The sequence below is a fragment of the Nocardia abscessus NBRC 100374 genome (assembly GCF_000308455.1).
In the GTDB taxonomy this organism is placed as follows: Bacteria; Actinomycetota; Actinomycetes; order Mycobacteriales; family Mycobacteriaceae; genus Nocardia; species Nocardia abscessus.
Genome location: NZ_BAFP01000271.1, coordinates 63,475 through 80,533 on the forward strand (window position 1 = coordinate 63,475; position 17,059 = coordinate 80,533).

At 66.2% G+C, this 17,059-nt stretch carries 16 protein-coding genes and 2 pseudogenes; 8 read left to right on the forward strand and 10 right to left on the reverse strand.

Annotated elements, in window-relative coordinates; translation table 11 throughout:
• The first annotated feature begins 55 nt into the window (after nt 1–55).
• Nucleotides 56–418 (forward strand): OB-fold domain-containing protein, encoded by a 363-nt coding sequence (locus ON19_RS41120; RefSeq protein ID WP_227954897.1) that lies wholly within the window; start codon nt 56–58, stop codon nt 416–418.
• Here the strand turns inward: ON19_RS41120 and ON19_RS35415 are convergent.
• On the reverse strand, nt 374–1,399 hold the full coding sequence (locus tag ON19_RS35415) for a hypothetical protein (RefSeq protein ID WP_157230018.1): 1,026 nt from the start codon (nt 1,397–1,399) through the stop codon (nt 374–376). The genes ON19_RS41120 and ON19_RS35415 overlap by 45 nt on opposite strands.
• Nucleotides 1,400–1,661: 262 nt before the next feature.
• On the reverse strand, nt 1,662–2,036 hold the full coding sequence (locus ON19_RS35425; protein ID WP_174377765.1) for a hypothetical protein: 375 nt from the start codon (nt 2,034–2,036) through the stop codon (nt 1,662–1,664).
• An 842-nt stretch (nt 2,037–2,878) separates the two neighbouring features.
• Here ON19_RS35425 and ON19_RS35430 point away from each other — a divergent pair.
• Nucleotides 2,879–3,442 (forward strand): dihydrofolate reductase family protein, encoded by a 564-nt coding sequence (locus ON19_RS35430; RefSeq protein ID WP_043703149.1) that lies wholly within the window; start codon nt 2,879–2,881, stop codon nt 3,440–3,442.
• 187 nt (nt 3,443–3,629) lie between these two features.
• On the opposite strand, the pseudogene ON19_RS35435 reads toward ON19_RS35430, so the two are convergent.
• A pseudogene (locus ON19_RS35435) lies at nt 3,630–3,934 on the reverse strand (ATP-binding protein); the annotation flags it as partial.
• 382 nt (nt 3,935–4,316) lie between these two features.
• Between ON19_RS35435 and ON19_RS35440 the strand changes: the two are divergent.
• Nucleotides 4,317–5,060, forward strand: a complete 744-nt coding sequence (locus ON19_RS35440) for a hypothetical protein (RefSeq protein ID WP_043703150.1) — start codon at nt 4,317–4,319, stop codon at nt 5,058–5,060.
• A 204-nt stretch (nt 5,061–5,264) separates the two neighbouring features.
• On the opposite strand, the gene ON19_RS35445 is transcribed toward ON19_RS35440, so the two are convergent.
• Nucleotides 5,265–5,831 carry a TetR/AcrR family transcriptional regulator gene (locus ON19_RS35445; RefSeq protein ID WP_043703151.1) on the reverse strand — a complete coding sequence of 189 codons (567 nt, stop codon included), beginning with the start codon at nt 5,829–5,831 and terminating at the stop codon, nt 5,265–5,267.
• Nucleotides 5,832–5,917: 86 nt separating this feature from the next.
• Here ON19_RS35445 and ON19_RS35450 point away from each other — a divergent pair, with 86 nt between their 5' ends.
• Together ON19_RS35450 and ON19_RS35455 are read left to right on the forward strand one after the other, a co-directional pair.
• A complete protein-coding gene (locus tag ON19_RS35450; RefSeq protein ID WP_043703152.1) occupies nt 5,918–6,487 on the forward strand; it encodes a hypothetical protein in 570 nt (189 codons plus the stop codon).
• Nucleotides 6,488–6,526: 39 nt separating this feature from the next.
• On the forward strand, nt 6,527–7,324 hold the full coding sequence (locus tag ON19_RS35455) for an SDR family NAD(P)-dependent oxidoreductase (RefSeq protein ID WP_043703153.1): 798 nt from the start codon (nt 6,527–6,529) through the stop codon (nt 7,322–7,324).
• Nucleotides 7,325–7,453: 129 nt separating this feature from the next.
• On the opposite strand, the pseudogene ON19_RS39840 reads toward ON19_RS35455, so the two are convergent.
• Nucleotides 7,454–8,211: pseudogene (locus tag ON19_RS39840) on the reverse strand (transposase).
• A gap of 252 nt (nt 8,212–8,463) precedes the next feature.
• On the opposite strand from ON19_RS39840, the gene ON19_RS35465 reads away from it, so the two are divergent.
• Nucleotides 8,464–9,507, forward strand: coding sequence for an IS110 family RNA-guided transposase (locus ON19_RS35465; RefSeq protein ID WP_043703154.1), 1,044 nt, complete (start codon nt 8,464–8,466; stop codon nt 9,505–9,507).
• Between the two features lie 158 nt (nt 9,508–9,665).
• Here ON19_RS35465 and ON19_RS35470 read toward each other — a convergent pair whose 3' ends face one another.
• From ON19_RS35470 to ON19_RS44290, 5 genes are all read right to left on the reverse strand, one after another.
• Nucleotides 9,666–10,319, reverse strand: a complete 654-nt coding sequence (locus ON19_RS35470; protein ID WP_043703155.1) for a hypothetical protein — start codon at nt 10,317–10,319, stop codon at nt 9,666–9,668.
• A gap of 196 nt (nt 10,320–10,515) precedes the next feature.
• Nucleotides 10,516–10,764 (reverse strand): hypothetical protein, encoded by a 249-nt coding sequence (locus ON19_RS35475; RefSeq protein WP_157230019.1) that lies wholly within the window; start codon nt 10,762–10,764, stop codon nt 10,516–10,518.
• Between the two features lie 661 nt (nt 10,765–11,425).
• Nucleotides 11,426–12,109 carry a response regulator gene (locus ON19_RS35480; RefSeq protein WP_043703223.1) on the reverse strand — a complete coding sequence of 228 codons (684 nt, stop codon included), beginning with the start codon at nt 12,107–12,109 and terminating at the stop codon, nt 11,426–11,428.
• 49 nt (nt 12,110–12,158) lie between these two features.
• A complete protein-coding gene (locus ON19_RS35485) occupies nt 12,159–14,705 on the reverse strand; it encodes an ATP-binding protein (RefSeq protein ID WP_051169642.1) in 2,547 nt (848 codons plus the stop codon).
• A gap of 93 nt (nt 14,706–14,798) precedes the next feature.
• Nucleotides 14,799–14,924 carry a hypothetical protein gene (locus ON19_RS44290; protein ID WP_255218455.1) on the reverse strand — a complete coding sequence of 42 codons (126 nt, stop codon included), beginning with the start codon at nt 14,922–14,924 and terminating at the stop codon, nt 14,799–14,801.
• Between the two features lie 269 nt (nt 14,925–15,193).
• Between ON19_RS44290 and kdpF the strand changes: the two genes are divergently transcribed.
• On the forward strand, nt 15,194–15,388 hold the full coding sequence (gene kdpF, locus ON19_RS44910; protein WP_086006785.1) for a K(+)-transporting ATPase subunit F: 195 nt from the start codon (nt 15,194–15,196) through the stop codon (nt 15,386–15,388).
• Nucleotides 15,389–17,059, forward strand: coding sequence for a potassium-transporting ATPase subunit KdpA (kdpA, locus tag ON19_RS35495; RefSeq protein ID WP_043703157.1), 1,671 nt, complete (start codon nt 15,389–15,391; stop codon nt 17,057–17,059).

Here is a 17,059-nt window from a genome sequence, read left to right on the forward strand (position 1 = left end):
ACTCGAAGGGCAACCGCTTGCTACGAACCAGCGCGCGTGGGGAGAGCCCGAAATAGTGTCGTGGCAGGTGGTGGATCGGGCCCCGGTTGACAGGCCGGGTGAGCTGGTGCCGCTGACGATCGCCATCGTCGAACTCGACGAAGGCCCGTGGGTCTACACGTCCATCGAAGGGGAGATCCCCTTGTCGCCGAGTCGGCCGGTGCGTGTTCAATTCCAGCCCACCCGTGGGATGACCGGTTCCCCGTTTTCGCGGTCGGTCCCGAACCGCGGAACTCCGCCCATCGCTTGCCCCGCCTTTCCTCTCGCGAGTGATCGCGGTGCACCGCCGCCGCTTCCCAGCGCCTTGCAACACAAACCACTACTGAGACACGGCCTAGCAGCGTTCATACTGACGCGCGTAGGGCTGCGACTCCGGTGAAACATCGCGCCAGGATGGCTGGCAACCGCCGATGAAGACCGCGAGAACGGGGCCGTTGCGTGTTTCGATCGTGTAGTCGACCACGGCACCAGGCTGGGCCAAGTAGGGAAGATGCTTTTCGGCGAGTTGTGTTGCCTGCGCAGCGGTGAGTTGCTTTCCGACAGGAGGGTATATCGCGACGTCCAGGGTGCGGCCTGCTTTGCCGGGCGGGTCGTATACGGAAATCTCGACGAAGAACGGGGTGGGTTGATCGGTCAGGAACCACTCCCAGAGCTCGAGTTCGCTATTGGACGGGAAGCGGGGTCGGCTGGACGGGAAGAGGGGTCGGCGGTCCGTGTTGAGCCACCCAGGTTCCAGTCTCGAGCGATTCTTGGACCCGCTCTGCACAGGAACGGTGGCCACCGTCCAATCGTTGGGCGCCAGTTCGGGAAAGTCCTGGATGATTCGGCGCATCGCCGCGGTGGCACGGTGTGGTTCCGCCTCGGAGCCCGCTCGGACGCCGATGGCGTTGCTCATCTGGTCTACGTCGATGCCGCGTGACGACCAGTGCACCTGTGTGCCGGGGGCCGAGACTCTCACCCAGGTGTGTGCCGAGTTCGCTTCCCTGCTCACGTCCCGACCGAACCGCCAATTCGCAGAATAAGAGTCCGTCATCCGGTCGAGATCGACCTCGGTCTGGTCTCCTTGGTAGCGCGGCGGAAGCTGCTGGGCGCCCATGGCACGCACCACGGACGCGGCCTCGTCCGGTGTGGCGTCATCCTCGAGCTGCACATCGAGCCGGGATGCGTACGTGCGGGACTTGCCCTCGTAATCGAACCAATGTGACGCATCGACCACCCCGGGAAGAGCCTGGATGGCAGTTTCGATCACGCGTGACCAGCTGTCACGCTCGGCCTGGTCGGGTCCTTGTGCCGGAATAGCACATCCTGTCAGCAGAACTGCCGCCATCATCAATATGACGGTCGGGGTGGTGAAGCGCATAACGTTTCATTCTGGCGTCCGGGGTGCCAGGCGATGCTAGCGGATTTCGGTCATGACGTTGGTCGGATCATTGCCGGCGACACTGCGAAGGTGGTGGACGACCGACCCGACCCAGCGCGGCCACGGCGGCGGCGATACCACGAACTCGCCACCACCCACCGAGCCGGATTCGTCCTGGCCTGCGTCGTCGACTCCCACCATCGACTGGGCCCTCGCGATGGAAGACGCCAGCGCCATCCTTGACGAACGCCCCTGAGTCACATCAGAACGGCGGTTCGTCGTCGGGTGTATTGGGGTACGCGTTGCGCCTGGAACTGAGGTAGCAGTCACTGAGGTTCAGATGCAGCGAGGGATACAAGCCCGCCGCTGGCAGCGTTACGCCGGCTCGCGCCAAGTCGGCGTCGGTCAATAGGGCGGCGGCCGCCAGCGCTCGCTGATCCCATAAAAGTTCCTGTTGCACGTCTTCTTGCGTATCGGCGATCGCATGGGCAAGTGTGCACCGGTGCAGCGGGTCTCCGTCCTCGCCGCCGATCTCGTCCCAGATCTCGGCGAACAAGAGGCGGGCGGCTTCTCTGTCGCCACTGTGATTGAGCTGCGCTGCCTCACCGATCCGGAGCAGCGTGGGGTCCGTGATCATCCACGGTTCCTTCCTGGCAGGTTCGCGGGGACATGTGTGGCAGCCCCCGAGATCGACACGATACCGCTCCCTATGCCACGGACCGCTTCGTGATCGCTCAAACATCAAGGGCACACTTGGTTCTCCGCACCGAAATGCCGCCGACGTCTCACGACACATCCAGGTACCCGATAAGCCCACGAGTCCGGCCCGCCTGCCCGACCCCTGGGTGGCAGAACTCGGCTCGATCGCCGAGTTCGAGCACGCCCTGATGTCCGAGCGCACTTCCGAGGGGCTGGCTGCCGCCCGCGCTCGTGGCCGCACAGGTGGGCAGAACCAAAGCTCACCTCGCGCCAGGCGAAGATTGCCCGCGAGATATCGGCGAATGCTGGCGTCACCTAAGGGCGGATCGGTGCGATCGTGACGGTGAAAAGTAACGTCACTGTGGGGTGTTCGGGTAGCCGTAGTAACTGGGAAAGATCGGGCGGATATAGCGGCGAAGGCGGCCCGAATGAGCTGAAAGTCAGCGTGTCCGCCAGGGCTGTCCACGTTGGAGGGCGCGGTACACGGTCGGACGGGAACACGGAGAACTGCTCGGTAAGGTCGACGATGCTGTAGTCACCGGTGGCGTGCATCCTGCGGAGCTCGGCTTGCTGTTTCGAGGCCAGTTTGGGCTGTTTGCCGCGCAGTTTGCCTTTCGCCTTGGCCCACGGCCATGCTCTCGCGGGTGCGCATCCGCAGCAGGTCGACCTCGAACTCGGCGAAGGTGGTGAACCGGCCCTCGCTGTGGCCTGACCGATGATTTTTCCGCGCCCTGCTGGTCTGTACATCGAGTACCGACTCACGAGAGGCTGACAGACACTATGCGGAAACTGACGTTCGGCATGAACCTGAGCCTGGACGGCTACATCGCCGCGCCCGGCGACGACCTCGGCTGGAGTGTGCCGAGCGACGAGCTGTTCCAGTGGTGGTCCGATCGGGTGAGGGCGACAGGCATGGCGCTGTACGGGCGCAAACTGTGGGAGGCGATGAGCTCTCACTGGCCGACCGCCGACCAGCAGCCGGGTGCCGCACCGGCGCAGATCGAGTTCGCCCGCCGCTGGCGGGACATGCCGAAAGTGGTGTTCTCCTCGACGACCAGCACGGTCGACTGGAACACCCGCCTGGTCACCGGCGACGCGGTCACCGAGATCACCAGGCTCAAGGCCGAGGACGGCGGCCCCATGGATATCGGCGGCGCCACACTCGCCGCGGTGGCCATGCGGGCGGGGCTGATCGACGAGTACGCGATCGTCACCCATCCGGTCCTGGTAGGTGGCGGCACGCCGTTCTTTGCGGCCCTGGACAACTGGGTGAACCTGACCCTGGTGGAGACCCGGACGTTCCGTGACGGCGTGGTCCTGACCAGGTACGAGACCAGGCGCTGAGTACCCAACCTCGGATCGGCCCGGGATTCGGGCCGATCCGAGGGATCTCGTGGCGCTGTGTTTCGAGGCGCGTGATACCCGTCCCCGATCACAGACCGTGTAGGTAAGGATCTGCCCGCGCAGGCTTGGCGGTGATGGCGGCAGGCGGATCGACGGGGTCACCGTCTGCGAGAAGGCGCCGTTCGTGCAGGTCAACGCGACCGTAACGGGCGATCGTCTTCCTCAGTTGCTTTTGGTCTGCGGCTTCGACGAGCTCGTTGACGAGCTTGGGTGCGAGGGTGTACTTCACGCGGTGTCCCTGCATAGCGGCTTCGGTGCCCAAGGCGATGAGCAGGTGTGATTTGCCGGTGCCGGAGTCACCGATCAGGCAGAGCGGCAGGCCCTTTTTGATCAATCGCCCTTGGCGAGGGTGCTGATGGTGGCTTCCTCGAGGTTGGGATTTGCGTCGAAGTCCAACGCGCGCAACGACTTGTCACGGGGAAAGCCGGCGGCGGTGAGGTTGTCGTCCTCGCCGGCGCGGTAATCGGTGCGGCTCGCGCCTTCGGTGCCGGTGATGGCGTGGGTGAAGTAGTCGAAGGTGCCCGAGACGGTGCCGACCCCGAACGGGGGCAGCGGCTCGTCAGGGAGGGCGGGGTCGATCTCGCTCCAGTTCTTGACCGTCGAGGCCGGCACTACGCCACAGCGCATTTCGCCGTCTGAGACCAGACATCATCGCGGCCACTGTCGGGTTACCGCCGCAATAACGACGCCCAGACACCGCTGCTGATATAGCTGAGTGCACTCTCACGCCGATTATCGAGTGGTAGGAACTGATCGGCGTTGGCATTATCGAGCAAGTGTTGGTGGTAGGTACTCATGGGGGAGGAAATCGCGTATGTCCACGGTGCGGCGGTTCTGGATCGAATTCGACCTGGAGCACGACTCAGATTCCTGGATTGCGCTCGACCAGGGCGTCGGGGTGACTGGCTTCGACGAGCAGGACTGCTTGTCGATGGTGGCAGATCTCCTTCCCGCCGATACGGAGTTACCCCCGGTGCGCCGCATCACGGTCGACATCTCACTGGCCGAGCCACTCCCGGTGAATCCTCCGACTCTCGGGGTCCCGGTGTGGCGAGGCGTGTGGTACCCACCCCGGAACCTTTCGACCGGACCGATGTGGCGCCCTCGGGGGGTCGACCGAACGGCTGAACGCCCCGGCTATCCGACACCTGTCACAGGTACGTCTCCTACCTGGTGGGACGAAATCCCGCATATCAAACGCCTATTGTTGCCGCTGGCTTACATGCACGATCCCAAGTTCGATGATCAGAAGTGGAAAGACCTTACCTGGATGGAGCGTGCCAGATCGGCCGCAGATCCGACCTACGCGGCCATGGTGCGCGAAGCCCTCGACTATGTGATCGCGCGGCGCCCGACTCCGAGCGAGTGGTACGACCCGACAAATGCCTGGTTCCTTGATCAACAGGAACTGGACGAGTATCTGCGGGCCTTGCGAGACTACTTGTTCGGAGATCGCTCGGAGCCGATCTCCCCTCCCGGCAACAAACGGCCTCTGCCCGATGTTGGAACCACTCTCGATGATCAAGCGAGAGACTCTGGGGGACAGGAAGTCCTGTAATGCCGACGAGCACGCTTCGGCGGCGGGTCGTCACTCAGTCCGGTTCGCTGTCTGATTCCAGCGGGTGTCACGACGGTCGTCGGTGAGACGTCGGTGTTCTTCTCGACCGCGCCCCACGCGGCCGGCGGCCTCGCCGGACGTTTCCGGCTTGACGGGTCCGTGTGACAGGAAAGCAAGTTCTGTGTCGTGGAGCGTCGCTGCTGGTCACTTCGGCCCGGGTCGACCGGAGGCGGCGGTGAGGCTGCGGACGAGCAGGTCGATGACCGCTCGCTTGTCCGCGTCGTCGCGCTTATGGGTGAGGAGTCCTTCGATGACGAAGGTGCCGATGGCGGACATGGCGGCGAGGTCGGTCTCGGTGACTCCGGCCGTGCGGAGGTTGTCGGCGAACAGCGCGTCGGCCAGCTGGTGGAACGCGGTGTGCCAGGTGTCGATGGCGGGGGATGCCGCGGCGCGGGCGTGCACGGTGTTGACGAGCCCGTGCAGCTGTTCCAGCTGGTCGACCACCCACAGCAGCCGGTCGTTCAACGATAGGCCGTCGATCTCCGCGTAGGTGGCGAGTGCCTCGGCCAGGATGCGGTCCAGGACCGCGATGAGCAACTCGTCCTTGTCCTGGAAGTACCAATAGATCGTATTGACAGTGACTCCTGCGCTTTTGGCGATCCGCCCCGTGGACGCCGACTCGAAGCCGTCGTCTATGAGCAGGCGTTGCGCGGCGGCGATGATCTCCTCGCGCTTCTCCTCGCGGTTCTGCGGGCGTCGATTCCTGGGCACCTCACCACCTTATCTTGAACGTCGCTCAAGAAGACGTTACGCTTCTTGAGCGACGTTCAAGAGAAGCGAGATGAGGCTGATTGCCCATGGACACCGACAACGCGGCCGCCGAGCTGCGCCGGCTCGACACCAGCGGCCTGCTTGCCCTGTTCACCACTCTGGAAGCCCCCACGATCGCCGAGATCGACGGCGAGTACACCGCAGCTCTGCTGGCCCAGCCGAATCTGTTCGCCGTGGTGACCGGAAAGGTGGCCGTGGCCAACCCGCTCGGGCCGTGGCTGTGCAAGGCATTCCGGCCCGTCGATGAGAACGGCGGGCGCGGCTACAACACTTTCGGCGAGTTCGGCCGGGTCCGGCAGCGCTACCCGATGCGCACGCTTTTGGCCCCGTCCCGCTACGACGGCGCTCCGGCCTACACGCTCATCTATCGCGCCTACACCTCGATGTGCGGGTCGATCCACATGGTGGACGAGGTGCGGCGTGCCGCGCCCGGCGTCTACCTGGGCATGGGCACCTGGGGATTCACCGACGCTCAGCGCCGCGTCCCCCGACCCTTCCTGCTGACCGGCCCGGTCGGCCCGTACCGCGGCGACATCGGCATAGCCCGGCCCGCCTTCACGCCCGGCCCCCGCGAGCTGCCCGGCCTACCTGCCTGACGCCCCTCACCTACCGATCCCCACCCGAGCGAAGGAACCATGACCACATCCCCCCGCACCGCGCTGATCACTGGCGCGTCCGCCGGCATCGGCGCGGCGTTTGCCCACCACCTGGCCGCAAGCGGCTACCAGCTGCTATTGGTCGCCCGCCGCGGCGACCGGCTCCGGGAACTCGCCGCGCAGCTGACCGAACGGCACGATGTGCGCTGTGAGGTGTTCGCTGCCGACCTCACCGACCCCGCCGCACCCGCCGCGATTCTGGACCACGCCGACCAGCAGGGCCTGAACATCGACATCCTGATCAACAACGCGGGACTGTCGGGCAAGACCGCCTTCGCCGACACCCCATGGGAGGTCTTGGCCAGCGAGATCCAGCTGATGGTGACTGCCCAGACCGAACTCGCCCACCTGGTCATCCCCGGTATGAAGAAACGCCATTGGGGCCGCATTATCAACCTGTCCTCGGTCGCCGCGTTCGCTCCACCCGCAGCCAGCCTGCTCTATACCGGCATCAAGTCCTACGTCCTCAACACCTCGCAAGCCCTCGACATGGAACTCAAACCCCACGGCATCCACGTCACTGCCCTGTGTCCCGGCTTCACCCACACCGAGTTTCACGATGTGATGGGCACTCGCGACAGAGCCGACCACCTGCCCCGCATCCTCTGGCAGCAGCCCGACGCCGTCGTCACCGAGGGCTGGGCAGCCGTGATGAAAGGCAGACCCGTGTGCGTCCCGGGCACCGTCAACAAGATCTCCGCCGCCGCCATGAAGCCCCTGCCCATCCGTCTGGGCTACCTCGTCGGAAAGACCCTCAACCCGTTCAAGAACAGCTGAAGCCGCTCACTCGCGTTCAGCGACGGCCTGGTCACCTGGCCGACCCTGAGGTCGGCTATACGCGAGTCGAACCCGGAGATCTGACGCGATACTCGAGGCGTCCCTACCTATTCAGCCAGTTCTGAGGGTCTATCTCGCTAACGGTGTTTGTGGCGATCTCCATTGGTAGGTTTGGGCGTTGGGCCAGCGGTCGGCGAAGGTGATCGCGAAGGCGTTGACCGCGGGTTTCCAGCGCATGGTCCATCGTGCCCGACCGGCGCCGGTCGGGTCGAGTGATCGGGTGACCAGATACAGGCATTTCAGGGCGGCTGGCTCGGTCGGGAAGTGGCCTCGTGCCTTGATCGCGCGGCGGTAGCGGGCATTGAGCGATTCGATGGCGTTCGTGCTGCAGATGACACGTCGGATCTCGATGTCGTAGTCGAGGAACGGAATGAACTCCTCCCACGAGTTTTCCCAAAGACGCACGATCGCACCGTATTTCGAGCCCCATCGCTCGGGGAGCTCATCCAGCGCCGTCCGCGCTGCGGCGGCGTTGACGGCGGTGTGCGCACGATCTGGGGTTCGAAGCTGCCATCGCGGTCGCGGGGCACCTCGATCGGCACCGGCCCCGTCACCTCGGTCAGCACCGTCTTCGGCCTGGTCCCGTTGCGCACGTTCGCCGAGTCCCGCTCGGCGGGAGCCTGGTTCGGTTCGAGCCCTAGGTGTTCGGTCATCTCCTCGTTCAACGCCGTCTCGAGGACGGTCTTGGTGAACTGTTTGAGCAGCCCGTTCGGCCCGGTCAGGGACAACCCCTGCTCCTTGGCCATACGCACCAGCTCCGCCGCCGCCAGCTCCTCCGCCGAAGCCTGGGCCTTCTTCCTCGCCACAGCATCAAGTGTCGTCATCACGGCACCTTCCCGCTGAACTTCGTTCAGCGCGTCAGGCCGCAAACACCGTTAGATCCAGTGTCACGATCAGGGAGTCGGCCGGTTCGCTCGACCGTTAAATTCCCGCTTACGTGGCTGTTGTGGATTCTGCGGCCGGCCGACACCCGGGACCGGCCGGGATGGCTTGAGAGGAGCGTGGCATCGCCCTGACTGGGGAGTGCCTTCCGACCGGTCCGTGCCACATCCCCAACCGCAAAGGGCTGACACGCACCAATGATGGTCATCGGGATCGACGCGCACAAGCGCACCCACACCGCAGTCTCCGCCGACGAACTGGGCCGCAAACTATCCACCAAGACCGTCGGAACGACCAGCAGCGATCATCTCGCTCTGCTGAAATGGGCACGGGCGCAACCGGATCCGGAACGATTGTGGGCGCTGGAAGACTGCCGGAATATGACCCGTCGCCTCGAAAGCGACCTGATCGCCGCTGGCGAGCGAGTCGTGCGAGTACCACCCAAACTGATGGCTCACGCCCGGGATTCGGCGCGCACCTACGGCAAGTCGGACCCGATCGACGCCTTGGCCATTGCCCGCGCAGCATTGCGTGAACCCGATCTGCCGGTGGCCCGGCTCGACGGAGTCGAACGCGAGATCCGGCTGCTTGTCGACCACCGCGAAGACCTCGTCGCCGAACGCACCCGGGTGATCGCACGGCTGCGCTGGCACCTGCACGAGCTCGATCCGGGCTGGACGCCACCAGGCAAGCTCGAACGCGCCAGCGCCTATGACCGCGTCACGGTCCACCTGGCCCAGTTCGACGGGCTTGTCGCCCGCCTGGCAGCCACTCTGGTCGAGCACTACCGACGACTGACCATCGAGATCGACGAACTGGCCGGTGAGATCAACGAACGAATCCAACGGATCGCGCCGTCGCTGCTCGCCATCGCCGGTTGCGCGGGCCTGACCGCGGCGAAGATCATCGGCGAGACCGCCGGCGTCGACCGTTTCCGATCCAAGGACGCCTTCGCCCGTCACAACGGCAGCGCACCGCTGCCGGTCTGGTCGTCCAACCGAGCGCGCCACCGTTTGTCCCGCACCGGGAACCGCCAACTCAACGCCGCGCTCCACCGCATCGCGCTCACGCAGGCACGCTGCCACCCGGACGCACGAGCTCTGCTGGCCAGGCGCAAGGCGAAAGGCGACGGCGGCATGGAGGCGCTACGGATCCTCAAACGCCGACTCTCCGACGTTGTCTACCGTGCCATGCTCGCCGACCTGGACCACCGATCAGCCGAAACTCCAACCGCAGCTTGACAGAGGAGCAATCCACAGTCCCGTAGCTGATTGTCGGACGTTCGATGGGCCCGACTGAGGCCAGCGCCCGCGAGTTGTGACGCCGACTGCCGATCTTCCCTCTCCGCTTCGACGGTTTCTCCTCGTATGAGGTGAGGGACGGCTATTCCCTGTCCTGTTCACCGATTACGTGGTCCGGGCGCCGAGCTTTTCACTCTCTTTTGGTGCAGGCGATTCTTGCGTCCTCGAATCCATTGTGCGATGGCAGCAATAGCGGAAAGCAACGAGATTGCAACGGCGAGTATCGCAGACCATGTGAGGCTGTGAGTGGCGTAGGAAACCTGGCGGAACCCAGGTGCTGGATAGTTGTCGTGGCCCCTGGCCCATCGGATCAGCAATCCGACCTGGGTGCCCGGATCCCGGGCCGTTCCATAGGAAACCACTCGTGTCAGTTCATCGCCCTTGCTGTTCAGGTAGAGCGCGGCCGCGATGGTGAAGAATGCGACAAACCCCGTGGCAACGATCACCAGGTGGGTGAGCGCCGCGCTGCGGGCCACAGTGTTGACCGCCACGCTGCAGACTGCGATGACGATCGCGACGCTGGTGAGGATGCCCCACGTTCCACTGGCTTTCGGATTGGGTACCGACGTTTGCGCCCAGAGATCGACCCAGAAGGTGGTCACGTGGATCCGTCCGAAGGCGTTCGCGTGGATCACACCGTCCGTCCCGCCGGTGCCAGTGGTCAGCCATGGTTGAAACAGAAGGACAAAGGTGATGATGCAGCCGACCGCCGCACACAGGTAGACCCAGTTCCCGCGTAGTGTGGCCCCCAACCTTTTTCCTCCGAGAGCGGCCCGTAGCCGTGCGCCACCCCGTCGCCGTCGTGATACCCCATCAATCGGGTCGAGCTGCTCGAGTGGCGCTTTTCTGTTCTGCCAAGGCGTCGGGTGCACGATTTCCAGCCTATGAGCTGGGCTGTATGGATACCGTCAAGGACGAAAGCCCTGCGCAAATAGGATTCGTCAAACTTCAGGGGTGCAGCCACAAGTCCCAGGCCAGGCAGACGACGGCGGCGGTCACTGCGCCGAGGCCGATTGCGCTGAAGATCGCCCACCCGCCGCCCTCGCCGATGCCGGCGAGTAACGCTAGTAGCGCGACGACCACCGTCAGCGCCGGCGCGAGGTAGCGGTACCTGGCCAGGAATGCCCGCAACTCTCGGATCTCTGTTCGTGACGCGGGCGAGTTGTGTCCGCCGGCATGGTCGGCTCTGCGTGCCATCGGTTCCTCGGTTCTCGCCGTCCAGTCTGGGGCCGACAGATTCGGCGGTCAGGACCGGTGACCGGTTCGGCTTGCTGCTTGCCGAACCGGTGCGAGCGATGCAGTGTTTCGCCACAGCCACCAACTCGCGCGTCCGCAGCACGAGCCGCACGTGTGCAAGCCGGTCACCAGTGTCGGCGCCTCTATCGACATCGTGTCCTGTCCGATTCCGGACCGTCGTGCCGCCACTGTGCCTGCCGACGCACTGTCTGCGCAGTAATCTTGACGAAGTCCTGACACTCACTTCGGATCGATCCTTGCCTAGTTGCCGAGGCTCCGGTCGCCGATCGTGGCATGAGAACGGTCGGCCACCACCCAGGGTGCGGTCGGCGGGGCAGATTCGGGTCGGTGCGGGTGGGAGGGGCGTCGATGCGGATGGAGATGCCATCGATCTGTTCGAGGACTTGGCGGCCGTCGTATTTTGCAGGTCGAGATCCAGCAGGATCCGATCCGGGCGCGGCGCCTGGCTCCAAGGACCGCGCTGGTAGATGCAGTCCAGGGTTCGCCGCCGAGCGCAGTCACGGGCAAGCGCGACCTTCGCGGGCGGTCTCCAGGCAACACCACCAGTTGATCAGCTGCGCTCGCAGAACTCGCGAAGCGCAGCCAGAGTCCGTGGCCGGGATTACTCCTGGAAGCGGTAGCCCATGCCCGCTTCGGTGAGCAGGTGCTTGGGGTGCGAGGGATCGTCCTCCAGTTTGCGGCGCAATTGGGCCAGGTAGACCCGCAGGTAGTGCGTCTCGGTGGCGTAGGCGGGGCCCCACACCTCGCGCAGCAGCTCGCGCCGCCCGACCAGTTTGCCGCGGTTGCGCACCAGCATCTCGAGCATGCCCCACTCGGTGGGGGTCAGGTGCACGGCCTCGCCGCGCTTGGTGACCTTCTTGGCGGCTAGGTCGACGGTGAACGATTCGGTCGTCACCACGGGCGCGGAGGCGTCGGGATCGGTGGCGCCGCGGCGTACCGCGGCGCGCAGCCGGGCCAGCAGCTCGTCCATGCCGAAGGGCTTGGTGACGTAGTCGTCGGCGCCCGCGTCCAGCGCTTCGACCTTGTCGGCGGAATCGGTCCGCGCCGACAGCACGATCACCGGCGCCGAGGTCCAGCCGCGCAGTCCCGCGAGGACCTCGATGCCGTCCATGTCGGGCAGGCCGAGGTCGAGGATCACCACGTCCGGGTGCCGGTCGGCGGCCGCGCGCAGGCCTGCGCCACCGGTCGCGGCGGTGATCACCTCGTAGCCGCGGACGGACAGATTGATCCGCAGGGCACGCACGATCTGCGGTTCGTCGTCGACCACGAGCACCTTCGTCGCCACCGCCTCGGGCGTCTTCGCCACTGCCGCCTCCTGTGTCGTCACGGGCACCTCACTCACCGGCACTCGTCGTCTCGCGGGCCATGGCGCCGCCCGTGCCGTTCGCGTTCGGCGGCTCGCCGCCGGGCAGGTCGACCAGCATGGTCAATCCTCCGCCGGGCGTCGGCTCGGCGTGCACCGTGCCGCCCATCGCCTCGACGAACCCGCGCACGACTGACAGTCCGAGCCCGACGCCGGTGGTGTTGTCCCGGTCGCCGAGGCGCTGGAAAGGTTCGAACAGTTGCTCCTCGGTGCCGTGCGGCACGCCGGGGCCGGTGTCGACGACGGCGATCGATACCCGGTCGCCGGTGCGTTCGGCGGTGATCCGGACGGTGCCCGCGCGTGGCGCGTGCCGCAGCGCGTTGTCGATCAGGTTGGCCAGCACTCGTTCGAGCAGGCCGCTGTCGGCGCGCACGGAGACGTCGCCGACCTCGACGTGCACCCGGTCCATTGCCGCGCGCCGCAATCCGCGCGCGCCCATCCCGACGCTCACCAGTGCGCGGTGCACCGCCTCGTCCAGGTAGACCCGCCGCAACCGCGGCGTGATCACGCCGACCGCGAGCCGCGAGGAGTCGAGCAGGTTGCCGACCAGCGCGGTGAGCTGGTCCACCGATTCCTCGATTGTCTCGAGCAGTTCGGTGGTGTCTTCCGGGGAGAACTCGATGTCGTCGCTTCGCAGGCTGGAAACCGCCGCTTTGGCTCCGGCCAGCGGGGTGCGCAGGTCGTGGCTGACCGCCGAGAGCAACGCCCGCCGCAGGCGATCCGCTTCCAGCAGGGCCGCGGCGGCGCTGGCCTCCTCGGCCAGGCGCGCCTGCCGCAGCAGCGCGACGGCCTGGTTGGTGACCGCGTTGAGCACCGGACGGTCGGCCGCCGCGAGCGGACGGCCTGCGAGCAGCAGCCGGTGACCGGCATCGCCCGCCTCGACCACGGTATCCGCGTCGGAAGGCCGCCGCGGCGGGTCGATCCCCACCTCGGCGAGCACCTGCTCACCCGACAGCAGGGCGACCGCCCGCTGCGCGAAGACCTCCCTGATCTGCTCCAGCAGCCGGGGCAGGTCCGCGCCGTGCAGAATCGCGCCGGAGAACATGGTCAGCAACTCGGCTTGCCGGGAGGCCTTGCGCGCCTGGCCGGTTCGCTTCGCGGCCAGGTCGACCAGCGCCGCCACCGCGACGGCGACGATGAGCAGCACCACCACGGTGAGGAAGCTGTTCGGCTCGGCGATGGTCAGGCTGTAGCGCGGCGGCGCGAAGAACCAGTTCAACAACAGGCCGGACAGCAGCGCCGAGAACGACGCGGGCACGACGCCGCCGAGCAGCGCGACCGCGACGACGCCGACCACGAAGACGGCGCTGATGCCGCCGAGATCCAGGACCTCGTCGAGGTAGGCGGCACTCAACGCGCAGACCAGGGCCGGTACGAGAACGGCTGCCAGCCAAGCGGCCACGGGGCGGCGCGGGCGCAGAGCCGAGTAGCGTAGCCCGCGGTGGGCCTGCTCGTGCGTCACCATGTGCACGTCGATCTTGCCGGAGAGCTGCACCACCGTGGACCCGATGCCCTCGTCGAAAATCCGCGCCCAGCGCGAGCGCCGCGACGTGCCGAGCACGAGCTGGGTGGCGTTGGCCTCGCGGGCGAACTCGAGCAGCGCGGTGGGGACGTCCTCGCCGGTGACGGTGTGCAGCGAGGCGTCCAGGCTGGCCGCCAGCTCACGCAGCCGCGCCATCCGCTCGGTGGAGACCCCGGCAAGGCCGTCGCCGCGCACCACGTGCACGACCACCAGGTCGGCGCTGGATTTGGTGGCGATGCGGCTGGCTCGGCGCACGATGGTCTCCGATTCCGGGCCGCCGGTCACCGCCACGACGACGCGTTCGCGCGCCTCCCACAGCTCGGTGATCTTATGGTCGGCCCGGTACTTGGCCAGCGCGGCGTCGACCTGGTCGGCCAGCCACAGCAGCGCCAATTCGCGCAGCGCGGTGAGGTTTCCCGCCCGGAAATAGTTGCGCAGCGCGGCGTCGATCCGCTCGGCGGCATATACGTTGCCGTGGGACAGCCTGCGCCGCAGCGCTTCCGGCGTGATATCGACCAGCTCCACCTGATCGGCTTCGCGCACCACCGCGTCGGGCACCGTCTCGCGCTGCTGGATGCCGGTGATCTGCTCCACGACATCGTTGAGGCTCTCCAGATGCTGCACGTTGACCGTGGAGATCACGTCGATGCCCGCCTCGAGCAGCGCCGTCACGTCCTGCCAGCGCTTCTCACGCTTGCTGCCGGGCGCGTTGGTGTGCGCCAGCTCGTCGACGAGCACCACCGCTGGAGCGCGCCGCAGCACCGCCTCGACGTCGAGTTCCGGGAAGGTGCTGCCGCGATACTCGATCGGTTTCGGTGGAATGCGCTCGATGCCGTCGAGCAATTGCGCGGTCTTCTTCCTGCCATGCGTTTCGACCACTGCCGCGACCACATCGCGGCCCCGCTCCAGCCGCCGGTGCGCCTCGCCGAGCATGGCGTAGGTCTTGCCGACTCCCGGAGCGGCGCCGAGGTAGATCCGCAGCTGACCGCGTTTCACGTGTCCATCATCGCGCGCCGCGCGTCCTCGGCCGTACCGCCCTCGGTCGTTCCGGCGCGCTGTGCCTTGTATCCGGACCGCGCCACTCGCACGTCACCGCCGCGCCTGGTTCGCCTCGACCACCACGGCCTGGTGGGCGCGGGCCTCCTCGCGGGCTCCGAGCGCGCGGATGATCAGCGCGCAGCAGACGAACAAGACAACTACGGCTACTGCCGACATGACGATCCTCTCTTCCCGCCCGGCGGGTGATGCACCGGTCGCCCCGGCGTTCTCGGCCTGGCCGGCTCTCCACTTCTACCTTCGTCGCACCCACGGACCTCGATTTTTACGGTGTGTTGACGGTTCACCCGCATACCTTGACGCGTTACTTGCGGACCCTGCCGGGGTGTCAACGAACCGCAAATGCCGTGGATCGGGGCGTCAAGAAGTCGTCAGGAAGCGACCGGAAAGGCCGGATGGGCGCTTCACTCGCTCTGTCGCGCCGGAGCATGGCGCGCGGATGGAGGTTGTCGAGTTATGTCGGTCGTGGTTTTCCCCGCGCTCACCGTGGCGGCGTTCGCGCTGCTCGGGCTGGTCCAGCGCGGGGTGGAGAAGTTGTGACCGCGAACCTGATCGGTTTGGTTCTGGCCGTCGGCGTGGCCGTTTACCTGATCGCGGCGCTGCTGTTTCCCGAGAGGTTCTGAGTGAGCACGACAACCGCCGGGGTCGCTTTCGTGGTGGCCTTGATCCTGGCGCTCGCGCTGGTGCACGTGCCGCTGGGCGACTACATGTACCGGGTGTACGAAGGACGTCGGCATTCTCGCGCCGAACGCCTGGTCTACCGCGCGATAGGGGCGCAACCCGACGTCGAGCAGCCGTGGCCGGTGTACGCACGCAGCGTCCTGGCCTTCTCCGCGGTCGGCATTCTCTTCCTGTTCTTCTTCCAACTCCTGCAAGACAGATTGCCGCTGCACCTGAACGATCCCGGCACCGAGATGACGCCCGCGCTGGCCTGGAACACCGCGGTCAGCTTCGTGACCAACACGAACTGGCAGAACTACTCCGGTGAGTCCACCCAGGGGCACCTGGTGCAGATGGCCGGGCTCGCGGTGCAGAACTTCGTCTCGGCGGCCGTCGGCATGGCGGTAGCGGTGGCGCTGGTGCGCGGGTTCGCCCGTAGGCACACCGGCGACCTCGGCAACTTCTGGGTGGACCTGGTGCGCGGCACGCTGCGCATCCTGTTGCCGATCGCGTTCGTCTTCGCGCTCGTGCTGGTGGCAGGCGGTGTGATCCAGAACTTCCACCTACACGATCAGGTGGCGCAGACACTGAACGGCACCCAGCAGACACTCACCGGTGGGCCGGTCGCCAGCCAGGAGGTGATCAAGGAACTGGGCACCAACGGCGGCGGCTTCTACAACGCCAACTCCGCGCACCCATTCGAGAATCCGACCGCGTGGACCAATTGGGTCGAGATCTTCTTGCTCATGGTGATCAGCTTTTCGCTGCCGCGCACCTTCGGCCGGATGGTGGGCAGCCGCAAGCAGGGCTACGCCATCGTCGCGGTGATGGGGACGATCGCACTGATCAGCGTCACGCTGACCAACCTGTTCCAACTGCAGCACCACGGCACCGTGCCGACCGCGATAGGCGCCTCGATGGAAGGCGTGGAACAGCGCTTCGGCGTATCGAATTCGGCCACTTTCGCCGCCTCGACCACCCTGACCTCCACCGGCGCGGTCGACTCGTTCCACGACTCCTACACGAGCCTCGGCGGCCTGATGACCATGTTCAACATGCAGCTGGGCGAGGTCGCGCCGGGCGGCACCGGGTCGGGCCTGTACGGCATGCTGATCCTCGCGGTGATCACGGTATTCGTCGCGGGCCTCATGGTCGGGCGCACACCGGAATACCTGGGCAAGAAGATCACGCCGCGCGAGATCAAGCTCGCCGCCTCGTACTTCCTGATCAGCCCGCTGATCGTGCTCGTGGGCACGGCCGCGGCGATGGCGATGCCGGGCCAGCGCGCGAGCATGCTGAACTCCGGGCCGCACGGATTGTCGGAAGTGCTCTACGCGTTCACCTCCGCCGCCAACAACAACGGCTCCGCGTTCGCAGGCCTGACCGGCAACACCGAGTGGTACAACACCGCACTCGGTCTCGCCATGCTCCTCGGCCGCTTCCTGCCGATCATCTTCGTGCTCGCCCTGGCCGGTTCGCTCGCGCGCCAGGGCACCACGCCTGAGTCGATCGGCACGCTGCCGACGCACCGGCCTCAGTTCGTCGGCATGGTCGTCGGCGTGACGGTGATCCTGGTCGCGCTCACCTTCCTGCCCGCGCTCGCGCTCGGGCCGCTCGCCGAAGGAATCCACTGA

Coding starts and splice junctions, on each gene's coding strand:
- ON19_RS35415 (WP_157230018.1), bottom strand. CDS start 1,399: ATGCGCTTCACCACCCCGACCGTCATATTGATGATGGCGGCAGTTCTG.
- ON19_RS35425 (WP_174377765.1), bottom strand. CDS start 2,036: ATGATCACGGACCCCACGCTGCTCCGGATCGGTGAGGCAGCGCAGCTC.
- ON19_RS35430 (WP_043703149.1), top strand. CDS start 2,879: ATGCGGAAACTGACGTTCGGCATGAACCTGAGCCTGGACGGCTACATC.
- ON19_RS35440 (WP_043703150.1), top strand. CDS start 4,317: ATGTCCACGGTGCGGCGGTTCTGGATCGAATTCGACCTGGAGCACGAC.
- ON19_RS35450 (WP_043703152.1), top strand. CDS start 5,918: ATGGACACCGACAACGCGGCCGCCGAGCTGCGCCGGCTCGACACCAGC.
- ON19_RS35455 (WP_043703153.1), top strand. CDS start 6,527: ATGACCACATCCCCCCGCACCGCGCTGATCACTGGCGCGTCCGCCGGC.
- ON19_RS35465 (WP_043703154.1), top strand. CDS start 8,464: ATGATGGTCATCGGGATCGACGCGCACAAGCGCACCCACACCGCAGTC.
- ON19_RS35475 (WP_157230019.1), bottom strand. CDS start 10,764: ATGGCACGCAGAGCCGACCATGCCGGCGGACACAACTCGCCCGCGTCA.
- ON19_RS44290 (WP_255218455.1), bottom strand. CDS start 14,924: ATGTCGGCAGTAGCCGTAGTTGTCTTGTTCGTCTGCTGCGCGCTGATC.
- kdpF (WP_086006785.1), top strand. CDS start 15,194: ATGGCGCGCGGATGGAGGTTGTCGAGTTATGTCGGTCGTGGTTTTCCC.